Annotated in this window: 17 protein-coding genes; 12 read left to right on the forward strand and 5 right to left on the reverse strand. The window is 72.9% G+C overall.

The window, feature by feature from the left end; all coding sequences use genetic code 11:
* Nucleotides 1-143 precede the first annotated feature (143 nt).
* The 6 genes from pdhA (ACWH4W_RS06325) to ACWH4W_RS06350 all read left to right on the forward strand — a co-directional run bounded on the left by pdhA (ACWH4W_RS06325) (nt 144) and on the right by ACWH4W_RS06350 (nt 7,484).
* The gene (gene pdhA / locus ACWH4W_RS06325) at nt 144-1,286 is read left to right on the forward strand and encodes a pyruvate dehydrogenase (acetyl-transferring) E1 component subunit alpha (RefSeq protein ID WP_473074817.1); all 1,143 of its coding nucleotides are present in this window, start codon (nt 144-146) and stop codon (nt 1,284-1,286) included.
* Nucleotides 1,283-2,287 carry an alpha-ketoacid dehydrogenase subunit beta gene (locus tag ACWH4W_RS06330; RefSeq protein ID WP_473074818.1) on the forward strand — a complete coding sequence of 335 codons (1,005 nt, stop codon included), beginning with the start codon at nt 1,283-1,285 and terminating at the stop codon, nt 2,285-2,287. The genes pdhA (ACWH4W_RS06325) and ACWH4W_RS06330 overlap by 4 nt, the downstream gene beginning before the upstream one ends.
* Nucleotides 2,287-3,735: a dihydrolipoamide acetyltransferase family protein gene (locus ACWH4W_RS06335; protein WP_473074819.1), complete on the forward strand. Its 1,449-nt coding sequence runs from the start codon at nt 2,287-2,289 to the stop codon at nt 3,733-3,735. Before ACWH4W_RS06330 ends, ACWH4W_RS06335 begins: the two co-directional genes overlap by 1 nt.
* A 298-nt stretch (nt 3,736-4,033) precedes the next feature.
* Nucleotides 4,034-4,987 carry an NTP transferase domain-containing protein gene (locus ACWH4W_RS06340; protein ID WP_473074820.1) on the forward strand — a complete coding sequence of 318 codons (954 nt, stop codon included), beginning with the start codon at nt 4,034-4,036 and terminating at the stop codon, nt 4,985-4,987.
* On the forward strand, nt 4,984-6,393 hold the full coding sequence (locus ACWH4W_RS06345; RefSeq protein WP_473074821.1) for a molybdopterin molybdotransferase MoeA: 1,410 nt from the start codon (nt 4,984-4,986) through the stop codon (nt 6,391-6,393). Before ACWH4W_RS06340 ends, ACWH4W_RS06345 begins: the two co-directional genes overlap by 4 nt.
* The gene (locus ACWH4W_RS06350; protein WP_473074822.1) at nt 6,390-7,484 is read left to right on the forward strand and encodes a potassium channel family protein; all 1,095 of its coding nucleotides are present in this window, start codon (nt 6,390-6,392) and stop codon (nt 7,482-7,484) included. The genes ACWH4W_RS06345 and ACWH4W_RS06350 overlap by 4 nt, the downstream gene beginning before the upstream one ends.
* Nucleotides 7,485-7,701: 217 nt before the next feature.
* Here ACWH4W_RS06350 and ACWH4W_RS06355 read toward each other — a convergent pair whose 3' ends face one another.
* Together ACWH4W_RS06355 and ACWH4W_RS06360 are read right to left on the reverse strand one after the other, a co-directional pair.
* Complete coding sequence (locus ACWH4W_RS06355; RefSeq protein WP_473074823.1) at nt 7,702-8,550, reverse strand: ABC transporter permease; 849 nt, start codon at nt 8,548-8,550, stop codon at nt 7,702-7,704.
* Complete coding sequence (locus ACWH4W_RS06360; RefSeq protein WP_473074824.1) at nt 8,547-9,581, reverse strand: ATP-binding cassette domain-containing protein; 1,035 nt, start codon at nt 9,579-9,581, stop codon at nt 8,547-8,549. The genes ACWH4W_RS06355 and ACWH4W_RS06360 overlap by 4 nt, the downstream gene beginning before the upstream one ends.
* A gap of 213 nt (nt 9,582-9,794) precedes the next feature.
* On the opposite strand from ACWH4W_RS06360, the gene ACWH4W_RS06365 reads away from it, so the two are divergent.
* Nucleotides 9,795-10,778, forward strand: a complete 984-nt coding sequence (locus ACWH4W_RS06365) for an NAD(P)H-quinone oxidoreductase (protein WP_473074825.1) — start codon at nt 9,795-9,797, stop codon at nt 10,776-10,778.
* Nucleotides 10,779-10,796: 18 nt separating this feature from the next.
* On the opposite strand, the gene ACWH4W_RS06370 is transcribed toward ACWH4W_RS06365, so the two are convergent.
* Nucleotides 10,797-11,729 carry a hypothetical protein gene (locus ACWH4W_RS06370; protein WP_473074826.1) on the reverse strand — a complete coding sequence of 311 codons (933 nt, stop codon included), beginning with the start codon at nt 11,727-11,729 and terminating at the stop codon, nt 10,797-10,799.
* 188 nt (nt 11,730-11,917) lie between these two features.
* On the opposite strand from ACWH4W_RS06370, the gene ACWH4W_RS06375 reads away from it, so the two are divergent.
* Entirely contained in the window at nt 11,918-12,457 is a 540-nt protein-coding gene (locus ACWH4W_RS06375) for a bacterial proteasome activator family protein (RefSeq protein WP_473074827.1), read from the forward strand.
* Between the two features lie 114 nt (nt 12,458-12,571).
* Here ACWH4W_RS06375 and ACWH4W_RS06380 read toward each other — a convergent pair whose 3' ends face one another.
* The gene (locus tag ACWH4W_RS06380) at nt 12,572-14,212 is read right to left on the reverse strand and encodes a protein kinase domain-containing protein (RefSeq protein WP_473074828.1); all 1,641 of its coding nucleotides are present in this window, start codon (nt 14,210-14,212) and stop codon (nt 12,572-12,574) included.
* Between the two features lie 376 nt (nt 14,213-14,588).
* Between ACWH4W_RS06380 and ACWH4W_RS06385 the strand changes: the two genes are divergently transcribed.
* The 4 genes from ACWH4W_RS06385 to ACWH4W_RS06400 all read left to right on the forward strand — a co-directional run bounded on the left by ACWH4W_RS06385 (nt 14,589) and on the right by ACWH4W_RS06400 (nt 20,313).
* The gene (locus ACWH4W_RS06385; protein WP_473074829.1) at nt 14,589-16,229 is read left to right on the forward strand and encodes a protein kinase domain-containing protein; all 1,641 of its coding nucleotides are present in this window, start codon (nt 14,589-14,591) and stop codon (nt 16,227-16,229) included.
* A gap of 395 nt (nt 16,230-16,624) precedes the next feature.
* On the forward strand, nt 16,625-17,830 hold the full coding sequence (pdhA, locus tag ACWH4W_RS06390) for a pyruvate dehydrogenase (acetyl-transferring) E1 component subunit alpha (protein ID WP_473074830.1): 1,206 nt from the start codon (nt 16,625-16,627) through the stop codon (nt 17,828-17,830).
* A gap of 1 nt (nt 17,831) precedes the next feature.
* The gene (locus tag ACWH4W_RS06395; protein WP_473074831.1) at nt 17,832-18,809 is read left to right on the forward strand and encodes an alpha-ketoacid dehydrogenase subunit beta; all 978 of its coding nucleotides are present in this window, start codon (nt 17,832-17,834) and stop codon (nt 18,807-18,809) included.
* 19 nt (nt 18,810-18,828) lie between these two features.
* Nucleotides 18,829-20,313 (forward strand): dihydrolipoamide acetyltransferase family protein, encoded by a 1,485-nt coding sequence (locus ACWH4W_RS06400; protein WP_473077429.1) that lies wholly within the window; start codon nt 18,829-18,831, stop codon nt 20,311-20,313.
* A gap of 124 nt (nt 20,314-20,437) precedes the next feature.
* On the opposite strand, the gene ACWH4W_RS06405 is transcribed toward ACWH4W_RS06400, so the two are convergent.
* Nucleotides 20,438-21,340: a D-alanyl-D-alanine carboxypeptidase family protein gene (locus ACWH4W_RS06405; RefSeq protein ID WP_473074832.1), complete on the reverse strand. Its 903-nt coding sequence runs from the start codon at nt 21,338-21,340 to the stop codon at nt 20,438-20,440.
* Nucleotides 21,341-21,361 lie beyond the last annotated feature (21 nt).

The following is a 21,361-nucleotide window of genomic DNA, read 5'->3' on the forward strand; positions in this document are numbered from 1 at the left end:
CCTCTATCCCATGGTGTGGAGAACCGTTTGTCCACAGCCTGGTGCCACCCGTAGCCAAAATGTGCCGACGACCGAACAATCGGTTGGTGAGGCGCGTCACAGACGCCGCGCCTCCGTCAGTCGTCCCACGAGGAGGTGCCGTCATGACGGTGATGGAGCAGCGGGGGGCCTACCGGCCGACTCCGCCGCCCGCCTGGCAGCCCCGTACCGACCCCGCCCCCCTGCTGCCCGACGCGGAGCCGTACCGCGTGCTCGGCACCGAGGCGGCGGCGAAGGCCGACCCCGGGCTGCTGCGCCGGCTGTACGCGGAGCTGGTGAAGGGCCGCCGCTACAACGCGCAGGCCACCGCCCTCACGAAGCAGGGCCGTCTCGCGGTCTACCCCTCCAGCACCGGCCAGGAGGCGTGCGAGGTCGCCGCCGCCCTGGTGCTCGAGGAGCGCGACTGGCTGTTCCCGAGCTACCGCGACACCCTCGCGGTCGTCGCGCGCGGTGTGGACCCGGTCGAGACCCTCACCCTGCTGCGCGGCGACTGGCACAGCGGCTGGGACCCCTACGAGCACCGGGTGGCCCCGCTGAGCACCCCGCTCGCCACCCAGCTGCCCCACGCCGTCGGCCTCGCCCACGCCGCCCGCCTCAAGGGCGACGACGTGGTGGCGCTCGCCATGGTCGGCGACGGCGGCACCAGCGAGGGCGACTTCCACGAGGCGCTGAACTTCGCGGCCGTCTGGCAGGCCCCGGTCGTCTTCCTCGTCCAGAACAACGGCTTCGCGATCTCCGTCCCGCTCGCCAAGCAGACCGCTGCCCCCTCGCTGGCCCACAAGGCCGTCGGCTACGGCATGCCCGGCCGCCTGGTCGACGGCAACGACGCGGCCGCCGTGCACGAGGTCCTCGCCGACGCGGTGCGCCGTGCCCGCGCGGGCGGCGGGCCGACCCTGGTCGAGGCGGTCACCTACCGCGTGGACGCCCACACCAACGCCGACGACGCGACCCGCTACCGCGGCGACGCCGAGGTCGAGACGTGGAGACGGCACGACCCGATCGCCCTGCTGGAGCGGGAGCTGACCGGCCGCGGCCTGCTGGACGAGGCCGGCGTCGAGGCCGCCCGGCAGGACGCCGAGACCATGGCGGCGTCCTTGCGCGCCCGCATGAACCAGGACGCGGAGCTCGACCCCATGGACCTGTTCACGCACGTCTACGCCGAGCCCACCCCCCAGCTGCTGGAGCAGCGTGAGCAGCTGAGGGCCGAGCTGGCGGCCGAGGCCGAAGCGGAAGGAGCGCGGCCATGACCACCGTCGCCGTGAAGCCCGCCACCATGGCGCAGGCCCTCACGCGCGCGCTGCGCGACGCCATGACCGACGACCCGTCCGTGCACGTCATGGGCGAGGACGTCGGCACACTCGGCGGCGTCTTCCGCATCACCGACGGCCTGGCCAAGGAGTTCGGCGAGGACCGCTGCACGGATACGCCGCTGGCCGAGGCGGGCATCCTCGGCACGGCCGTCGGCATGGCCATGTACGGGCTGCGGCCGGTCGTGGAGATGCAGTTCGACGCCTTCGCCTACCCCGCGTTCGAGCAGCTCGTCTCGCACGTGGCGAAGATGCGCAACCGCACCCGCGGCACGATGCCGCTCCCCCTCACGATCCGCATCCCCTACGGCGGCGGCATCGGCGGCGTCGAGCACCACAGCGACGCGTCCGAGGCGTACTACATGGCGACTCCGGGGCTCCATGTCGTCACGCCCGCGACCGTCGCCGACGCGTACGGCCTGCTGCGGGCGTCCATCGCCTCCGACGACCCGGTGGTCTTCCTGGAACCCAAGCGGCTCTACTGGTCCAAGGACGCCTGGAACCCGGAGGAGCCGACGGCCGTCGAGCCGATCGGCCGTGCGGTGGTGCGTCGCTCCGGCCGGAGCGCCACCCTCGTCACCTACGGGCCGTCCCTCCCCGTCTGCATGGAGGCGGCCGAGGCGGCCCAGGCCGAGGGCTGGGACCTGGAGGTCGTCGACCTGCGCTCGCTGGTGCCGTTCGACGACGAGACGGTGTGCGCCTCGGTGCGGCGGACGGGACGCGCGGTCGTCGTCCACGAGTCGGGCGGCTTCGGCGGCCCCGGCGGGGAGATCGCGGCCCGGGTCACGGAGCGCTGCTTCCACCACCTGGAGGCGCCGGTGCTGCGCGTGGCCGGGTTCGACCTGCCGTACCCGCCGCCGATGCTGGAGCGTCACCACCTGCCCGGTGTGGACCGGATCCTGGACGCCGTGGGGCGTCTGCAGTGGGAGGCCGAGAGCTGATGGCACAGGTGCTGGAGTTCAAGCTGCCCGACCTCGGCGAGGGGCTCACCGAGGCGGAGATCGTGCGCTGGCTGGTCGAGGTCGGTGACGTGGTCGTCGTGGACCAGCCGGTCGTCGAGGTCGAGACGGCCAAGGCGATGGTGGAGGTGCCCTGCCCCTACGGCGGTGTGGTCACCGCCCGCTTCGGCGCGGAGGGCACCGAACTGCCGGTGGGCGCCCCGCTGCTGACGGTGGCGGTCGGGGAGACGGCGGACGGCCGCCCGGCCGGGGACCCGGACGGCGCGGGCACCGCGGACGGCGCGGGCTCCGACGGCGTGAGCGGCCGGAAGCCGGCCGCCGAGGGCTCCGGCAACGTGCTGGTCGGCTACGGCACCTCGCACGCCCCGGCCCGGCGCCGCCGGCTCCGCACCACCGCCTCCGCGGTGAACGGGCAGCCCAGGACGCCGGAGCCCGCGCGGGCGACGCGGCCGACGGACACCCCGCAGGGCACGCCCGGCCCGCGGTCCGGCGGCGGCACGGCGCCGGCGGACGGCCCGGTCCCCGTGATCTCCCCGCTGGTCCGCAGGCTGGCCCGGCAGAACGGCCTGGACCTGCGGGAGCTGACCGGTTCCGGCCCTGACGGGCTGATCCTGCGCGCGGATGTGGAGCGTGCCCTGCGGGCCGCCGCGGCCGAGGAGCGCTCGGACACGGCGGCCATCGCCGCCGCACCGGTCCCGGCGGCCAGCCCGGCGCCGGCCGCCTCCTCCGGGAGCACCCCGTCGGTCACCCGCGTTCCCCTCAAGGGCATCCGCGGCGCCGTCGCCGACAAGCTCTCCCGCAGCCGCACCGAGATACCGGACGCGACCTGCTGGGTGGACGCCGACGCGACGGAGCTGATGCGGACCAGGGCCGCGATGAACGCGGCGGGCGGACCGAGGATCTCCGTGCTGGCGCTGCTGGCCCGGATCTGCACGGCCGCCCTCGTCCGCTACCCGGAGCTCAACGCCTCGGTGGACACCGGGGCCAGGGAGATCGTCCGGTACGCGGACGTGCACCTCGGGTTCGCGGCGCAGACCGAGCGGGGACTGGTCGTCCCCGTGGTCCGCGACGCGCACACACGGGACGCGGAGTCGCTGACGGCGGAGTTCGCCCGGCTGACCGAGGCGGCACGCGCGGGCACGCTGACGCCCGCGCAGCTCACCGGTGGCACGTTCACCCTGAACAACTACGGGGTGTTCGGCGTCGACGGGTCCACGCCGATCATCAACCATCCCGAGGCCGCCATGCTCGGCGTCGGCCGCATCGTTCCCAAGCCGTGGGTGCACGAGGGCGAGCTGGCGGTCCGGCAGGTCGTGCAGCTCTCGCTCACCTTCGACCACCGGGTGTGCGACGGCGGCACGGCGGGCGGATTCCTGCGGTACGTGGCCGACTGCGTGGAACAGCCGGCGGTGCTGCTGCGGACGCTGTGACCGAGACGGTCCGGCCTGACGGGCCCGTCGGCTGACCTGAGGGGACCTCCGGCCGGCCTCATCGGGCCGTCGTCCGGCTTGACGGGTCCGTCGCGTCCGGCTTGACGGGTCCGTCGTCCGGCCTCACCGGGCCGTCGTCCGCCCTGACGGTCCACCGTCCGGCCTCACCGGCCCGCCGCCCGGCCTCACCGGCCCGCCGCCCGGCCTCACCGTCCCCCGGCGGGTCGCCCACCTCTTCCCACGCGCCCCTGAGCGCCCCCGCGTTCCCTGTGATCGCGGGGGCACGCATACTCGGGGGATGACCGAGCACCAGCCGCCCGCCGCTGTGCACGCCGCTGTGCACGACACCGCGCACAGCGCCGCGTACGACGCCGTCGTGCTCGCCGGCGGTGCGGCCCGGCGGCTGGGCGGTGCCGACAAGCCGGCCGTGCGGGTCGGCGGACGGCCGCTGCTCGACCGGGTGCTCGCGGCCTGCGCCGACGCCCGTACCACGGTGGTCGTGGCCGGCCCCCGCCCCACCGCGCACCCCGTCACCTGGGCCCGCGAGGACCCGCCGGGCGGCGGTCCCCTCGCCGCCCTCGACGCCGGACTGCGGCACGTCACCGCCGAGCACGTCGTGCTGCTCTCCGCCGATCTGCCCTTCCTCGACGGCCGCACCGTCGCCGCGCTGCTGGACGCCCTGCGCCGAGGCGCGGCCGACGGCGTGCTGCTGACCGACTCCGACGGCCGGGACCAGCCGCTGGTGGCCGCGTACCGCACCGGTTCCCTGCGCCGTGAGCTGGCCGTGCTCACCGCCCGGCACGGCGGTGCGGCCGGGCTGCCCGTGCGCCGGCTCACCGGCGCTCTCGACCTTCTCCGCATCTCCGACCCGGTGGCGTCCTTCGACTGCGACACCTGGGACGACATCGCCACTGCCAGGGCACGCATCAGGGAGCATGGACACGTGTTGGACGAATGGATCTCCGCAGTCAAGGACGAGCTGGGCATCGACCTGGACGTCGACACCGGCGTGCTGCTCGACCTCGCCCGTGACGCCGCCCACGGGGTGGCGCGGCCGGCCGCCCCGTTGACCACCTTCCTCGTCGGCTTCGCGGCCGCGCGGGCGGGCGGTGACGCCGACGCCGTGGCCGAGGCCGCCCGCAAGGCCGTCGCACTGGCCAACCGCTGGGCCGAAGAGGACACCCAGGACGCCACCGCCCCCGCTTCCCCCTCGGGCGGCGCGGACCCCGATACCCGCACGGACGCCGGATGACCGCGCGCACACCCCGGGCCGGTGCGGACGCCGACGACTTCGACGTCGAGGAGGCGCTCGCCCTCGTGAACGGCTCCCACGCCCCCGGTGCCCGCCCGTCCGGCGCCCACACCCACGGCGCCCCCGCCTCCTCCGCCTCCGGCGTCCCCGTCCCCGGTGCTCCCGCGCACCGTGGCGGCACCGACTGGGCGGAGGCCCGGGCGCTCGCCGGACGCGCCCCCCGCCGGGGCGGCGGCCACCGCACCGGGTACCTCGCCCCCGTCTCGGTCCCGCTGTCCTCCGCACTCGGCCTCACCCTGGCCGCCCCGTTGATCGCGCTGACCGACCTGCCGTCGTTCGACACCTCCGCGATGGACGGCTGGGCGGTCTCCGGTCCCGGCCCCTGGGACGTACGGGAGGAGGGCGTCCTCGCCGGGCACACCGCGCACGCGCCGCTGACCGACGGGGAGGCCGTCCGGATCGCCACCGGCGCCCGTGTTCCGCCGGACACCACCGCCGTGCTCCGCAGCGAGCACGGCCGCACCGACGACAAGGGCCGGCTGTACGCCACCGCCGCCACCCGGGCGCCGCACACCGTCTCGCACGGCCAGGACATCCGCCCGCGCGGCCAGGAGTGCCGCAAAGGCGACCAGTTGCTGCCCGCGGGCACGCTGGTGACCCCGCCGGTGCTCGGCATGGCCGCGGCCGCCGGGTACGACACGCTCACCGTCGTCCCCCGCCCCCGTGTCGCCGTGTGCGTGCTCGGCGACGAACTGCTCGGGGAGGGCCTGCCGCACGACGGGCTGATCCGGGACGCGCTGGGCCCGCTGCTGCCGCCGTGGCTGCGCGCGCTCGGCGCCGATGTCGTCGACGTACGGCGGGTCGGGGACGACGAGGACGCCCTGCGCCGGGCGCTGACGGCCTGCGACGCCGATGTCGTGATCACCACGGGCGGCACCGCCGCGGGCCCGGTCGACCATGTGCACCCCGCTCTGCGCCGGCTCGGCGCCGAGCTGCTGGTGGACGGGGTCGCGGTGCGTCCCGGTCACCCGATGCTGCTGGCCCGGATCACGGAGAAGCAGTACCTCGTCGGTCTGCCGGGCAACCCGCTCGCGGCCGTGTCCGGTCTGGTCACCCTCGCCGAGCCGCTGCTGCGGACCCTCGCGGCCCGTCCCGCCCCGGAGGGGTACACGCTGCCCCTCAGGGACGCGGTGCAGGGGCACCCGCACGACACGCGGCTGGTTCCCGTCGCTCTCCGCGGTGACCGGGCGCTGCCGTTGCTCTACAACGGTCCGGCCATGCTGCGCGGGATCGCCGCGGCGGACGCGCTGGCCGTCGTACCGCCGGGGGGCGCCAAGCCCGGACAGGAGGCGGAACTGCTGGACCTGCCCTGGGCGTCCGGGGGAATCGGGGTGTGTTTCACGTGAAACTTCCGGGCCAGGACGTCATCGCCCGTCAGGCCGACGAACATCTGGTGACCTATCGGGTCAAGCTGCCGCGCAAACTGGTGGAACACCCGATCCGCCAGGTCGCCAAGCGGCTGTCGATGGCCCTGCTGGTGCTCGTGGTGACGGCGCTGATCGTGTACGCCGACCGCGACGGCTACCACGACAACTCCGACGGACCCGTCGATCTCCTCGACGCGTTCTACTACGCGACCGTCACCCTCTCCACCACGGGGTACGGCGACATCACGCCGGTGTCGGACGCGGCCCGGCTCACCAACATCTTCGTCATCACGCCGCTGCGGGTGATGTTCCTGATCATCCTGGTCGGTACCACCCTCGAGGCCCTCACCGAACGCACCCGGGAGGAATGGCGTCTGACCCGCTGGAGGTCCACGTTGCGCGATCACACCGTAGTCGTCGGATTCGGGACCAAGGGAAGGTCCGCGATCAAGACGGTCTGTGCGACGGGGCTCCGCAAGGAGCAGGTCGTGGTGGTCGATCCCAGTGCCAAGGCGATCGACGCGGCCACGGCGGACGGTTACGCGGGCGTCATAGGGGACGCGACGCGCAGCGAGGTGTTGAAGCGGGCCGAGCTCCAGCGGGCCCGTCAGGTCATCATCGCGACCCAGCGCGACGACACCGCGGTCCTGGTGACGCTGACGGCGCGCCAGCTCAACCGGAACGCGAAGATCGTCGCCGCGGTCCGCGAGGAGGAGAACGCGCCGCTGCTCAAGCAGTCGGGCGCCGACGCGGTCATCACCAGCGCCAGCGCGGCCGGGCGGCTGCTGGGCCTTTCCGTGCTGAGCCCGGCCGCGGGCATGGTCATGGAGGACCTGATCCAGCAGGGCACCGGGCTGGACGTGGTGGAACGTCCGGTCATAAAGGCCGAGGTGGGGAAGACCCCGCGGGAGCTGGACGACCTGGTGGTGAGCGTCGTACGCGGGCACCGGGTGCTCGGCTACGACGACCGGCAGGTCGGAACGCTGGAGCTGACGGACCGGCTGATCACGATCGTGCGGGTCACACCGGTCACCCAGGTGACCCCGGACATCCGTCCTCTCCGCAGCTGAGAGCCGTTCCTGCAGCTGAGAGCCGTTCCCGCAGACGAGAGCCGTTCTCCTGCCTGCTGAGAGCCGTTCCCGCCCGCTGAGAACCGTCTCCGCAGCCGCACAAGGCGACGGCCCCGAGGGATCGACTCGCTCGACTCCTCGGGGCCGTACCGCGTCCTGGACCCCCTGCTGTCCTGGACCCCCTGCTGTCCTGGACCGCCCTGCTGTCCGTACAGCTCTACTTGCGGTTGTAGAGCCGCATCGTGACCGGCCCGAAGACGACGATGAACACGGCCGACCAGCCCAGCGTCCACATGATGTCGGCGGCCGGCCACTCGCCGGCCATCAGTCCGCGGACCGCCGAGGCCAGATGGGTCACCGGGCTGTTGTTGACGAAGGCCTGGAGCCAGCCGGGCATGGTGCGAGGGTCGACGAAGACGTTGGACAGGAAGGTGAGCGGGAAGATCACCATCATGCTGACGCTCATCACCGACTTCTCGGTGCGCAGCAGCAGCCCGAACATCGTCCAGATCCACGAGAAGGCGAACGAGAACAGCAGCAGGAGCGCGATCCCGGCCACCACCCCGAGGACGCCGCCGTCGGCACGGTAGCCGAGCAGCAGGCCCATGCACAGCATGATCACGGACGCGATGGTGTAGCGCAGGGCGTCGCCGAGCAGATAGCCGACCATCGCCGAGGGCCGCCAGATCGGCAGCGAGCGGAAGCGGTCGAAGACGCCCTTCTCGATGTCGATGTTCACCGAGACGCCGGTGTACATGGTGATCATGACGACCGACATCACGAGGATGCCCGGCAGGACGAACTGGATGTAGTCCGTCGGCGACCCCGCCAGCGCACCGCCGAAGAGGTACGTGAACATCAGCAGGTTCATGATCGGGAACGCGGTGACGTCGAAGAGCTGCTCGGGCACGTGCTTGATCTTCAGCATGGCGCGCCAGCCGAACGTCAGGGACGTGGACAGGGAGCTGGGCCGCGACGGCCGCTCCTTGGCGACCAGCAGGGCCGCCAGGGACTCGGTGCTGACCGGCGCGAGTTCCTTGGTCTCCGTGCTCGTGGCCGTGCTCATGCCGCCACCTCGTCCTTCGTGTCGGTGTGGGTGCCGGTTTCGGGGCCGGTGCCGTCCTCGGCGCCGGTCCCATGGCCGGTCAGCGCGAGGAAGACCTCGTCGAGGCTCGGCTGGCCGAGGGAGAAGTTGTCGACGGTGATCCCGGCCAGGGACAACTCGGTGAGGGCCCGGGCGGCCTGGTCGGCGGCGCTGCCGCTGGTCGCGGCGTTGAGCCGGGCGGTGAGCGCCACCGGGTCGGGTTCCAGCTGCACCTCGGCGAGCAGCATCTCGCGCAGCAGCCGCTCGGCGTCGCCGCGCCGGTCGGGGTCGCGCAGCCGCACGTGGACGGAACCGGCGCCCACGGACGCCTTGAGCTCGCCCTTGGTGCCCTCGGCGATCACCCGGCCCGTGTCGATCACCGCGATGCGGGACGCGAGCTGGTCGGCCTCGTCCAGGTACTGCGTGGTCAGCAGCACCGTGGTGCCCTGGGCGACGACCGCGCGCACGATGTCCCACACCTGGTTGCGGCTGCGCGGGTCGAGGCCGGTGGTGGGCTCGTCGAGGAACAGCAGGTCAGGGGTGTTGAGGATGGACGCGGCGATGTCGATGCGGCGCCGCATGCCGCCCGAGTAGTGCTTGATCTGCTTGCCCGCCGCCTCGGTGAGACCGAACGCCTCCAGCAACTGGGCGGCGCGCTCGCGTGCCGCGGGCTTGCGGTGCCCGAGCAGCCGGCCGAGCAGGACGAGGTTCTCGGTGCCGGTGAGGTCCTCGTCCACCGACGCGTACTGGCCGGTGAGACTCACCCGGGAGCGGACCGCGTCGGCGTCGTGCACGACGTCGTGACCGAAGACACGGGCCTCGCCGCCGTCCGGGCGCAGCAGGGTGGCGAGCATCTTCACGGTGGTGGTCTTGCCGGCGCCGTTCGGCCCGAGGACGCCGTAGACCGTCCCGGTGGGCACCGCGAGGTCCACGCCGTCGACGGCCCGTGTCTCGCCGAAGGTTTTGACCAGGCCCGTGGTCTCGATCGCCAGGCCGGACGTCTGCGTGCTCATGCTTCGGGTCCTTCCGCGTACGGGGCTACGCATGGACAGACCTTCACCGTCGCGCAAACTCATCGGTCCCGCACGCGGTTTTTCCGGCGTCCGCGCCGGACTCCGCCGGGGGGCGGGCGCGACTCCCCAGGGGACGGGCGCGACTCCCCAGGGGACGGACGCGACTCCCCGGGGTGAGCCGCGGGCGCCGCCCCCCGGAGTACCGTCCCCCTCATGCATGCGATCACGATTCCCGAACCCGGTGGTCCCGAGGCGCTGGTCTGGGACGAGGTCCCCGATCCGGTGGCCGGCGAGGGCGAGGTCCTCGTCGACGTGGTGGCCACGGCCGTCAACCGCGCCGACATCCTGCAGCGCCAGGGCTTCTACGACCCGCCGCCCGGCACCTCCCCCCACCCCGGCCTGGAGTGCTCCGGCCGGATCGCCCAGGTCGGTCCCGGGGTGAGCGGCTGGGCCGTCGGCGACGAGGTCTGCGCGCTGCTCTCCGGCGGCGGTTACGCCGAGAAGGCGGCCGTTCCCGCGGGGCAGCTGCTGCCCGTCCCCGAGGGGCTCACCGTCGACCGGGCCGCCGCGCTGCCCGAGGTGGTCTGCACGGTCTGGTCGAACGTCTTCATGGTCGCCCACCTGCGCCCCGGCGAGACGTTCCTCGTGCACGGCGGATCGAGCGGCATCGGCACCATGGCGATCCAGCTCGCCAAGGCCGTCGGGGCGAAGGTCGCCGTCACCGCGGGCACGAAGGAGAAGCTGGAGCGCTGTGCCGAGCTGGGCGCGGACATCCTGATCAACTACCGCGAGCAGGACTTCGTGGCCGAGCTGCGGGAGGCCACCGACGGCAGGGGCGCGGACGTCATCCTGGACAACATGGGCGCCAAGTACCTGGACCGCAACGTCCAGGCCCTCGCCGTGAACGGCCGGCTCGTGATCATCGGCATGCAGGGCGGGGTGAAGGGCGAGCTGAACATCGGCGCCCTGCTCGCCAAGCGCGCCGCGATCACCGCCACCACTCTGCGCGCCCGCCCGCCGGAGGAGAAGGCCGCGATCGTGGCGGCCGTACGGGAGCACGTGTGGCCGCTGGTGTCCGGCGGTCACGTCCGTCCGGTGATCGACCGGGAGATCCCCATGCCGGATGCCGCCGAGGCGCACCGGGTGGTGGAGGACAGCTCCCACATCGGCAAGGTCCTGCTGATCACGCCCAACTGAGTCCGGCGGGGCCGGGGGTCAGTGCGTTCCGCGGTCCTGACGCAGCCGCAGCCCCAGGTGGGCGAGGGCGCAGCCGAGGCCGATGAGGACCAGGCCGCTGCCCAGCGGCAGGATCCGCAGCACCGGTTCGGCGGCGGCGCCCGCGACCGCGTCCGGCTCAGCGGCCGGCGACGAGGCGGCGGGCGCCGGAGCCGCCGCCGAGGAGGCGGGCGCGGACGGGGCGGCCCCGCCCGCGTCACCGGCAGGGGACTCCTCCGCCGAGCCGTCCCCCGGCTCCGGCGAGCCGTCCCCCGGCTCCGCCGGGGCGGGCGCGTCGAGCCGGGCGTCGGGCCGCCGTGCCCCGTCGCCGTCCGGCCGTCCGGCCGCCTCGCGGGGGTCCGTGCCCTTCTTCTCGGCACCCCGCCGGGGCGGCGCGGTGTCCCGGGACTCCTCCCCCGCCGTCTCCTGCCGCCCGGGCCGGTCGCGCCCCTCCCCCGGCCCGCCTCCGGTCCGGGACGCGGTGGACGAGACCGAGACCGAGGGCGACGGGGAGGCGGAGGGGGAGCGGGACACCGCGCGTGCCCGTGCGCTCCCGGCGCCATCGGCGCCCGTCGACGTGCGCTCCGTCCCGAACGCCGTACCGGTGGTCGTGCGCTCCGTCCCGAACGCCGTACCGGTGGTCGTGCGCTCCGTCCCGAACGCCGTACCGGTGGTCGTGCGCTCCGTCCCGAACGCCGTACCGGTGGTCGTGCGCTCCGTCCCGAACGCCGTACCGGTGGTCGTGCGCTCCGTCCCGAACGCCGTACCGGCGGTCGTGCGCTCCGTCCCGAACGCCGTACCGGCGGTCGTGCGCTCCGCCCCGAACGCCGTACCGGCGGCGGTCGGGGGTCCCGCGAGCGGGCCGTACGGCGTCAGCACGGCGCCCGCCGTCAGAGCGAGCGTCGCCCCCAGTGTGCGCAGCGATGGAGTCACGGCCGTGACCTCCCGCGCCGGCCGGTGCTCGGCCGCACCGTCGGCAAGATGGGCCGGATGGACGCCCCCAGCCTCGCAGCGGCGGACGGGACCGGCATGTCGGACAGGGCCGTCCGGAGGACCCCGCGCGGCGGCCGCTTCCGGGGGCGGCACCGCGCCGGGAAGGGGGCGTGCGCGACAATGGCCGAATGGAGATGCCGAGGAACGAACGGTCGCCGGAGAATCCGCAGATCCTGGTCGTGGGCCAGGACGGTATGGCGCTCAGCGGCGGCAAGGGGGACGAGGACTCCCGTGAGACCCCGGTGACGGAGCAGGTGGAGCAGCCGGCGAAGGTCATGCGGATCGGCAGCATGATCAAGCAGCTGCTGGAGGAGGTGCGCGCCGCTCCTCTCGACGAGGCCAGCCGCAACCGCCTCAAGGAGATCCACGCCAGTTCGGTGAAGGAGCTCGAGGACGGGCTGGCGCCGGAGCTGGTCGAGGAGCTGGAGCGGCTTTCCCTGCCCTTCACGGACGAGGCCACCCCCAGTGACGCGGAGCTGCGCATCGCGCAGGCCCAGCTGGTGGGCTGGCTGGAGGGGCTCTTCCACGGGATCCAGACGACGCTCTTCGCCCAGCAGATGGCGGCGCGCGCCCAGCTGGAGCAGATGCGCCGCGCGCTGCCGCCGGGCGCCGCAGAGGGATCCGAGGACTCCCACCCGGGCGGCCGCTCGGGCGGCCCGTACCTGTAGACCGCCTCATGGACCGGGGGGCCGCCCCCGCCCGACCGCACCGAAGGGGCCCGGCACGGATGCCGGGCCCCTTCCGTACGCGTGCGGGCGCTCCGCGGGCGCGGAGCCGCCGGGTCAGGACGTCGGCGGGTTGCCCGTCGAGACCTTGAGCGTGATCTGCGGCATGTCCTCCGGGTCGACGTCGGTGCCGGCCGGCGGGAACTGCTCGCGGACCGACCCCTCGCCGTAGGTGTTCTCGTCCACCTCGACGATCTTGAGGTTGCCGCCCCAGCCCGCGGCCTGGAAGCACGCCTTCACCGAGGCGATGTGCTTGAACTTGAAGTCGGGAAGCTGGACCTTGTCGGGGTCGTTGTACGCCTCCTGCGGGTCCTCGCACTTCTCCGGGTCGATCGTCTTGGACGTGTCCGGACCGCGGTAGCCCTCGGGCTTGGCCGTCGAGGCGGACGCGCCGCCGCCCGCCCGCGGGTCCTTGTCGTCCCCGTTGTTGAGCGCCAGCGCCGTGACCAGGCCGCCGACCGCCAGCACCGCGACGAGGACCGAGGCGACGATCACCGGAGTGTTCCGGCCGCGTCCCGCACCGCCGTTGCCGGGGCCCTGCGGCGAGATCGTGTACGGCGCGGGCGTCGACGGACCCTGCTGGGCGTACGGCGGCGGGTAGCCGCCCTGCTGCGGGTAGCCGTACGACGGGGCGGGCGTGGCCGGGGCGGGGGCCGGGGAGTTGTAGGGGTTCGGCGGCGGGGGCGTGGGCTGGTACGGCGTCTGGACGCTGCCCGCGGGCGCCTGGCCGGACCGGTCGACCGGCGGGAAGACCGCGGAGCCGACACCGGCGCCGCTGGGCGTCCGGCCGCCGGGCACGATGCTGGGCGGGGCCGCCTGGAAGGACTGCGCCACCCGCAGGCACTCCCCGCGCATGGCCTCCGCGCTGGGGAAGCGCTCGTTCGGGTTCTTCCGCAGCGCGCGGGCGATCAGCGCGTCCACGGCCGGAGGCAGCGAGCGGTTGACGGAGGAGGCGACCGGGGGTTCCTCCTGCACGTGCGCGTAGGCGATGGCGAGCGGGGAGTCGGCGTCGAACGGCAGTCGGCCGGTGACCAGCTGGAACAGCATGATGCCGACCGAGTACAGGTCGGAGCGCGCGTCGACGCCCCGGCCGAGCGCCTGCTCCGGGGAGAGGTACTGCGGGGTGCCGACGACCATGCCGGTCTGCGTCATCGACGTCACGCCGGACTGCATGGCGCGGGCGATGCCGAAGTCCATCACCTTGACCACGCCGCGCTTGGTCATCATCACGTTGCCGGGCTTGATGTCGCGGTGGACCAGCCCCATCTCGTGGCTGATCTCCAGCGCCGCCAGCACGTCGGCGGTGATCCTCAGCGCCTTGTCGGCGGGCATCGCGCCGTGCTGCCGCACGTCCTCGTCGAGCACGGAGCCGAGCGGGCGGCCCTCCACGTACTCCATGACGATGTACGGCGTCGTCATGCCGTCCACGTCGTCCTCGCCGGTGTCGAACACCGAGACGATGTTGGTGTGCGTGAGCTTCGCCACGGACTGGGCCTCGCGGCGGAAGCGCTCACGGAACGCCTGCTCCCGCCCGAGTTCCGTGTGCAACGTCTTGATCGCGACCTGGCGGTCCAGCACCGTGTCGTGGGCGAGGTGCACCGAGGCCATGCCACCCTGGCCGAGCAGGTCCAGCAGTTGGTAGCGTCCGCCCGCGAGCGCCCGCCCCGTGTGCCGGCCCTGTGCGCCGTCCTGGCTCATGTTCCGCGTCCCCCGTAGCCTCTCCGGCGTCCGGCACCGCCGTCGGTGACCCGTCCCGTCGTAGCTTGTCGTCGTCGCTGTCGTGGATCGACAGTGCTATTCCCGGCCAAGTCTGCCCCAGGGCACCGACACGTCAAGCGTGGTGCCCGTTCCGTGACCGTACGCGAAAGAAGCGTCGCGGAAGCGTTACAGCGGCCGTCCCTCCGGTACACGGAATTTGCACGACGGTACGGAGTGCGGGTTTGATGACCGGTCCGTCGCGTGCCGGATCCGGCAGCCCGTCCCGGACCGAAGGCCCCGGCAGAGGCTGTAGCGTGGCCGACGGAGACCGTGACAACACCGCGCGCACCGCGGGCAGAAACGACGGCGAGGACTGATGGCACAGCAGCAGCGCGCTCAGGGCCCGTCCGACCCCGAGGCGACTGGCGGCGGCATGTCGGACGCGCCGGACAACTGGGGCAACGGCGGGCTGGTCGGCGACGGCCGGTACCGGCTCACGCACCGGCTCGGCCGGGGCGGCATGGCCGAGGTGTTCGCCGCCGAGGACGTACGCCTCGGGCGTACCGTCGCCGTCAAGCTGCTGCGCTCCGACCTGGCCGAGGACCCGGTGTCCAAGGCGCGCTTCACGCGCGAGGCCCAGTCGGTGGCCGGCCTCAACCATCACGCGATCGTCGCCGTGTACGACTCCGGCGAGGACATGATGGGCGGCCAGTCCGTGCCGTACATCGTGATGGAGCTGGTCGAGGGCCGCACCATCCGCGACCTGCTGATGAACGCGGAGGCCCCGGGCCCGGAGCAGGCGCTGATCATCGTCTCGGGCGTCCTGGAGGCCCTGGCCTACTCGCACCAGCACAACATCGTGCACCGCGACATCAAGCCGGCCAACGTCATCATCACCCACAACGGCGCCGTGAAGGTGATGGACTTCGGCATCGCCCGCGCCATGCACGGCGCGTCCACGACGATGACGCAGACCGGCATGGTCATGGGCACCCCGCAGTACCTCTCCCCGGAGCAGGCGCTCGGCAAGGCCGTCGACCACCGCTCCGACCTGTACGCCACCGGCTGCCTGATGTACGAACTGCTGGCGCTGCGTCCGCCGTTCACCGGCGAGACGCCGCTGTCGGTGGTCTACCAGCACGTCCAGGACATCCCCACGCCTCCCTCGGAGGCCTCGGACGCCTGCCCGCCCGAGCTGGACGGGCTGGTGATGCGCTCCCTCGCCAAGGACCCGGACGACCGTTTCCAGACGGCCGAGGAGATGCGCGGACTGGTCCAGTACGCGCTGCAGATGCTCTACGAGCAGGGCGGCCACACCGGCACCTGGAACACCGGGCCGGTGGACATGCACGAGGGCCCGCGCACGCCCGCGGCCGGGTTCGCCGGCACGGCGGTCATGCCGCACCCGGAGCACTCCGGCACGGCCGCCATCCCGCAGCCGATCCTGCCCACCGGGTACGGCGGCGGTGACGACGGCGGCTTCGAGGGCCACGGCAACCGGGGCAGCGGCCGCGGCAAGCTGTGGATCCTCGCCGTGCTCGCGGTGATCGCCGTCGCGGCGGGCGTCGCCCTCGCGCTGAACAACGGCGGCGGCGGGGACGGGGGCGGCAAGACCGACCCCTCGCCGTCGGTCTCCCGGAGCACCCAGGAGGAGACGGCCAGCGAGTCGCCGACCGACGAGGAGACCGAGGAGACGACCGATCCCGGTACGGAGACCGGTACCGACCCGGGCACGGGATCGGGCGGGAACTGGGACCAGCCGTACACGCCGCCCTCGTATCCGACGGACACCGAGACCGAGACCGAGGCGCCGAGCGCCCCGCCGTCGTCCGCGCCGCCGACCCAGTCGGGCGGCACCGAGGACGGCGGCACGGAGAACGGCGGCACCGAGGACGGCGGCACGGAGAACGGCGGCACCGAGAACGGCGGCACCGAGAACGGTGGAGCCGGCGGCCCGGGCGGCGCCGGCGACCCGGGCGGGGCCAACGCCGGAGTGCCGGGCGGCTCGGGCGGCTGACCGGCCTCCCCGCCCCTCGACCGGAGGGTCCGCCCTCGCTCAGGGCACCCCGTGACGCCCCCTACGGCACCCCGTGCCGTAGGGGGCGTCCGCTCTTCCCGTGCCCGGCCCGGCCGGGATAACGTGCCGTTGCTCCGGCCTCCTGCAAGGCTGTGACCAGCGCGCCTTCCGGGCCTACCCCGATTTACTTGGATATCCAAGCAAAATCGCAGGTCAGAGGGGGTTTCACAGAAATGTGGAGCACTGGGTAACGTGCTGGGTGCAGGGCGCTCGCCGGGGCACCTGTCACGCCTGTTCCCGGCCGAGTGGCACCCACCCCGTGCCCGGTGGTCGGAACAGGTGAGCCGCACTGGCCCACCGGCAACCCCGGGGGCCGGACCGACGGAGGAGCACACGTGACCGTGGAGAGCACTGCCGCGCGCACACCGCGACGCAGCGCCGGAAACAAGGCCGGCACCACCGGCACCAAGCGCACCACCAGCACCACCAAGAAGGCCGCCGGCGCCAGGAAGAGCGCCGAGCCCGCCCTCGTCCAGCTGCTGACGCCCGAGGGCAAGCGCGTCAAGAACGCCGAGTTCGACCAGTACGTCGCCGACGTCACGGCCGAGGATCTGCGCGGTCTGTACCGCGACATGGTGCTCACCCGTCGCTTCGACGCCGAGGCCACCGCGCTCCAGCGCCAGGGCGAGCTGGGCCTGTGGGCCTCGCTGCTCGGGCAGGAGGCGGCGCAGATCGGCTCCGGCCGGGCGCTGCGCGACGACGACTACGTCTTCCCCACCTACCGCGAGCACGGCGTCGCCTGGTGCCGCGGGGTGGACCCGACCAACCTGCTCGGCATGTTCCGCGGCGTCAACAACGGCGGCTGGGACCCGAACGGCAACAACTTCCACCTGTACACGATCGTCATCGGCTCCCAGACGCTGCACGCCACGGGCTACGCGATGGGCGTCACCAAGGACGGCGCCGACAGCGCGGTCATCGCGTACTTCGGCGACGGCGCCTCGAGCCAGGGCGACGTGGCCGAGGCCTTCACCTTCTCCGCGGTCTACAACGCGCCCGTGGTGTTCTTCTGCCAGAACAACCAGTGGGCGATCTCCGAGCCGACCGAGAAGCAGTCCCGCGTGCCGCTGTACCAGCGTGCGCAGGGCTTCGGCTTCCCGGGCGTGCGCGTGGACGGCAACGACGTGCTGGCGAACCTCGCCGTCACCAAGTGGGCCCTGGAGCGGGCCCGCGCCGGTGAGGGACCGACGCTCGTCGAGGCGTTCACGTACCGCATGGGCGCGCACACCACCTCCGACGACCCGACCCGCTACCGCACGGACGACGAGCGGCTCGCCTGGGAGGCGAAGGACCCGATCCTGCGCCTTCGCCGTTACCTCGAGGCTTCGAACCACGCGGACGAGGGATTCTTCGCGGAACTGGAGACCGAGTCCGAGGCGTTGGGCAAACGAGTGCGCGAAGCGGTCCGTGCCATGCCGGACCCGGACCACTTCGCCATCTTCGAGAACGTGTACGCGGACGGCCACGCGCTGGTCGACGAGGAGCGGGCGCAGTTCGCCGCCTACCAGGCCTCGTTCGCGGACGAAGACGGGGGTAAGTGACATGGCTGAGAAGATGGCTCTGGCCAAGGCGATCAACGAGTCGCTGCGGCGCGCCCTGGAGACGGACCCGAAGGTCGTCGTCATGGGCGAGGACGTCGGCAAGCTCGGCGGCGTGTTCCGGGTGACGGACGGCCTGCAGAAGGACTTCGGCGAGAGCCGCGTCATCGACACCCCGCTCGCCGAGTCGGGCATCGTCGGCACCGCGATCGGCCTGGCCCTGCGCGGTTACCGCCCGGTGGTGGAGATCCAGTTCGACGGCTTCGTCTTCCCGGCGTACGACCAGATCGTCACGCAGCTCGCGAAGATGCACGCCCGTGCGCTGGGCAAGGTCAAGATGCCCGTCGTCGTGCGCATCCCCTACGGCGGCGGCATCGGGGCGGTGGAGCACCACTCCGAGTCCCCCGAGGCCCTGTTCGCGCACGTGGCAGGCCTGAAGATCGTGTCGCCGTCGAACGCGTCGGACGCGTACTGGATGATGCAGCAGGCCATCCAGAGCGACGACCCGGTGATCTTCTTCGAGCCGAAGCGGCGCTACTGGGACAAGGGCGAGGTCGACACCGAGGCGATCCCCGGCCCGCTGCACACCGCGCGCGCGGTGCGCGAGGGCACGGACCTGACCCTCGCCGCGTACGGCCCGATGGTGAAGCTCTGCCAGGAGGTCGCCGACGCGGCGGCCGAGGAGGGCCGCAGCCTGGAGGTGCTCGACCTGCGCTCGGTCTCCCCGATCGACTTCGACGCGATCCAGGCGTCGGTGGAGAAGACCCGCCGCCTGGTCGTCGTCCACGAGGCGCCGGTGTTCTTCGGCTCCGGCGCGGAGATCGCCGCCCGGATCACGGAGCGTTGCTTCTACCACCTGGAGGCCCCGGTGCTGAGGGTCGGCGGCTACCACGCCCCGTACCCGCCGGCCCGTCTGGAGGAGTCCTACCTCCCGGACCTGGACCGGGTGCTCGATGCCGTCGACCGCTCGCTGGCGTACTGAGGAGAGGGTCGTGACGACGATGACGAACGCGTCCGTACGCGAGTTCAAGATGCCGGACGTGGGCGAGGGCCTCACCGAGGCCGAGATCCTCAAGTGGTACGTCCAGCCGGGTGACACCGTCACCGACGGCCAGGTGGTGTGCGAGGTGGAGACGGCGAAGGCCGCCGTCGAGCTGCCCATCCCCTACGACGGCGTGGTCCGCGCCCTGCACTTCCCCGAGGGCACCACGGTCGACGTGGGCACGTCCATCATCGCGGTGGAGGTGGCGGGCGCGGCCCCGGCAGGGGAAGAGGCCCCCGCGGCCCCCGCCCCCACAGCCGCCGCCGAGCCGGAGAAGCCCGCGGAGCCCGCGGCCCGCCAGCCGGTGCTGGTCGGTTACGGCGTCGCCACGTCCTCCACCCGCCGCCGCCCGCGCAAGCAGGCGCAGGACACCGCGGCCCAGCAGGCCGCGCCCGCGGTCCAGGCGGAGCTGAACGGCCACGGCGCCGCCTCGGCGACCCCGGCGGCTCCGGTGACCCCGGCCGCTCCGGTGGCCCCAGCGGCCCCCGCGGCCTCGGCGGCCCACGCGCAGCGACCGCTGGCGAAGCCGCCGGTGCGCAAGCTGGCCAAGGACCTGGGCGTCGACCTGGCGACGGTCACCCCGACCGGCCCCGGCGGCGTCATCACCCGCGAGGACGTCCACGCGGCCGTCGCCGCGGCCCAGGCGCGGCAGCAGCCGGCCGCCCCCGCCGCCCCGTCCGCCCAGCCGTCCGCCCCGGCTGCCGCGCCCGCCCAGTCTGCGGCCCCGGCGTCGTACGACTCCGCCCGCGAGACGCGGATCCCCGTCAAGGGCGTCCGCAAGGCGACGGCGGCGGCGATGGTCGGCTCGGCGTTCACCGCGCCGCACGTCACGGAGTTCGTGACGGTCGACGTGACCCGCACGATGAAGCTGGTCGAGGAGCTGAAGCAGGACAAGGAGTTCACGGGCCTGCGGGTGAACCCCTTGCTGCTGATCGCGAAGGCCCTGCTGGTCGCGATCCGGCGCAACCCCGACATCAACGCCTCCTGGGACGAGGCGGCGCAGGAGATCGTGGTCAAGCACTACGTGAACCTGGGCATCGCGGCGGCCACCCCGCGCGGCCTGATCGTGCCGAACATCAAGGACGCCCACGCCAAGACGCTGCCCGAACTGGCCGCGTCCCTGGGTGAACTGGTGTCCACGGCCCGGGAGGGCAAGACCTCCCCGTCCGCCATGCAGGGCGGCACGGTCACGATCACCAACGTCGGCGTCTTCGGCGTCGACACGGGCACGCCCCTCCTCAACCCGGGTGAGTCCGCGATCCTCGCGGTCGGCGCGATCAAGCCCCAGCCGTGGGTCCACAAGGGCAAGGTCAAGCCCCGCCAGGTCACCACCCTGGCCCTCTCCTTCGACCACCGCCTGGTCGACGGCGAGCTGGGCTCCAAGGTCCTCGCCGACGTGGCGGCGGTCCTGGAGCAGCCGAAGCGGCTGATCACCTGGGCCTGACGGCCGGCGGTCACGGCAGGAGGGGCGCCGCACACGACTGACGTGCGCGGCGCCCCTCCTCATGTCCGGGGACCCGGGGACCCAGGGAACCCGGGCACCCGGGGACGCGGGCGGACCAGGTGGATCAGAGCTTGCTGAAGGCGTAGTTCATGAGGGCCTTCGCGTCCTTCTCGCGCTGGGCGGCGGAGGAGGAGGCGAGGACGGTGCCGACGACCGTCTTGCCCTTGCGGGTGGCGGCGAAGACCAGGCAGTACTTGGCCGTCGGGCCCGAGCCGGTCTTCACGCCGAGGGTGCCGCTGTAGCTGTTCAGCAGGGTGTTGGTGTTGACCCACGGCGCCATGGTGCGGGTGCCGCCCGTCCGGGTCTTCGTCTTCGCCGTGTACCTCTTCGTCTTCACGATCGAGCGGAAGGTGGCGTTCTTCATCGCGCTGCTCGCGATCTTCGTCAGGTCGCGCGGCGTGGAGTAGTTCTTGCCGTTGCCGATGCCGTCGAACGAGTCGAAGTGGGTGTTCTTCAGGCCCAGCTTCTTCGCGTCGGCGTTCATCTTGCCGATGAACGACTTCACGCGGGCCGCGCGGGTCTTGCCGGTGCCGAACTTGTCGGCCAGCGCGTACGCGGCGTCGCAGCCGGACGGCAGCATCAGCCCGTACAGCAGCTGGCGGACGGTGACCTTGTCGCCGACGATCAGCCGCGCGGACGAGGCGTTCTTCGACACGATGTAGTCGCTGTACGCCTTCTGGATGGTGACCGTGGAGTTCAGGTTCAGGTTCTTCTGGGAGAGCACGACCTTCGCGGTCATGATCTTGGTGGTGGAACCGGTCGCGCGGCGGGTGTCCCCGAGCTTCGTGTACAGCGTCTTGCCGTTCGCGTTGTTGATCACGAAGCCGCCCTTGGCGACGACGGACGGAACGGGAGCGGCGGCCTGCGCCGGCGCCGCGTAGAGCGCTCCGGAGGCGAGCACGGCGCCGGTGGTCACGACGACGCAGGCGGCTCTGCGGAGACGGATGCCCTGGATGCCGATATTCAAGTCAGATACCCCGATTTACCG

Source organism: Streptomyces sp. DSM 120436, from assembly GCF_055778765.1.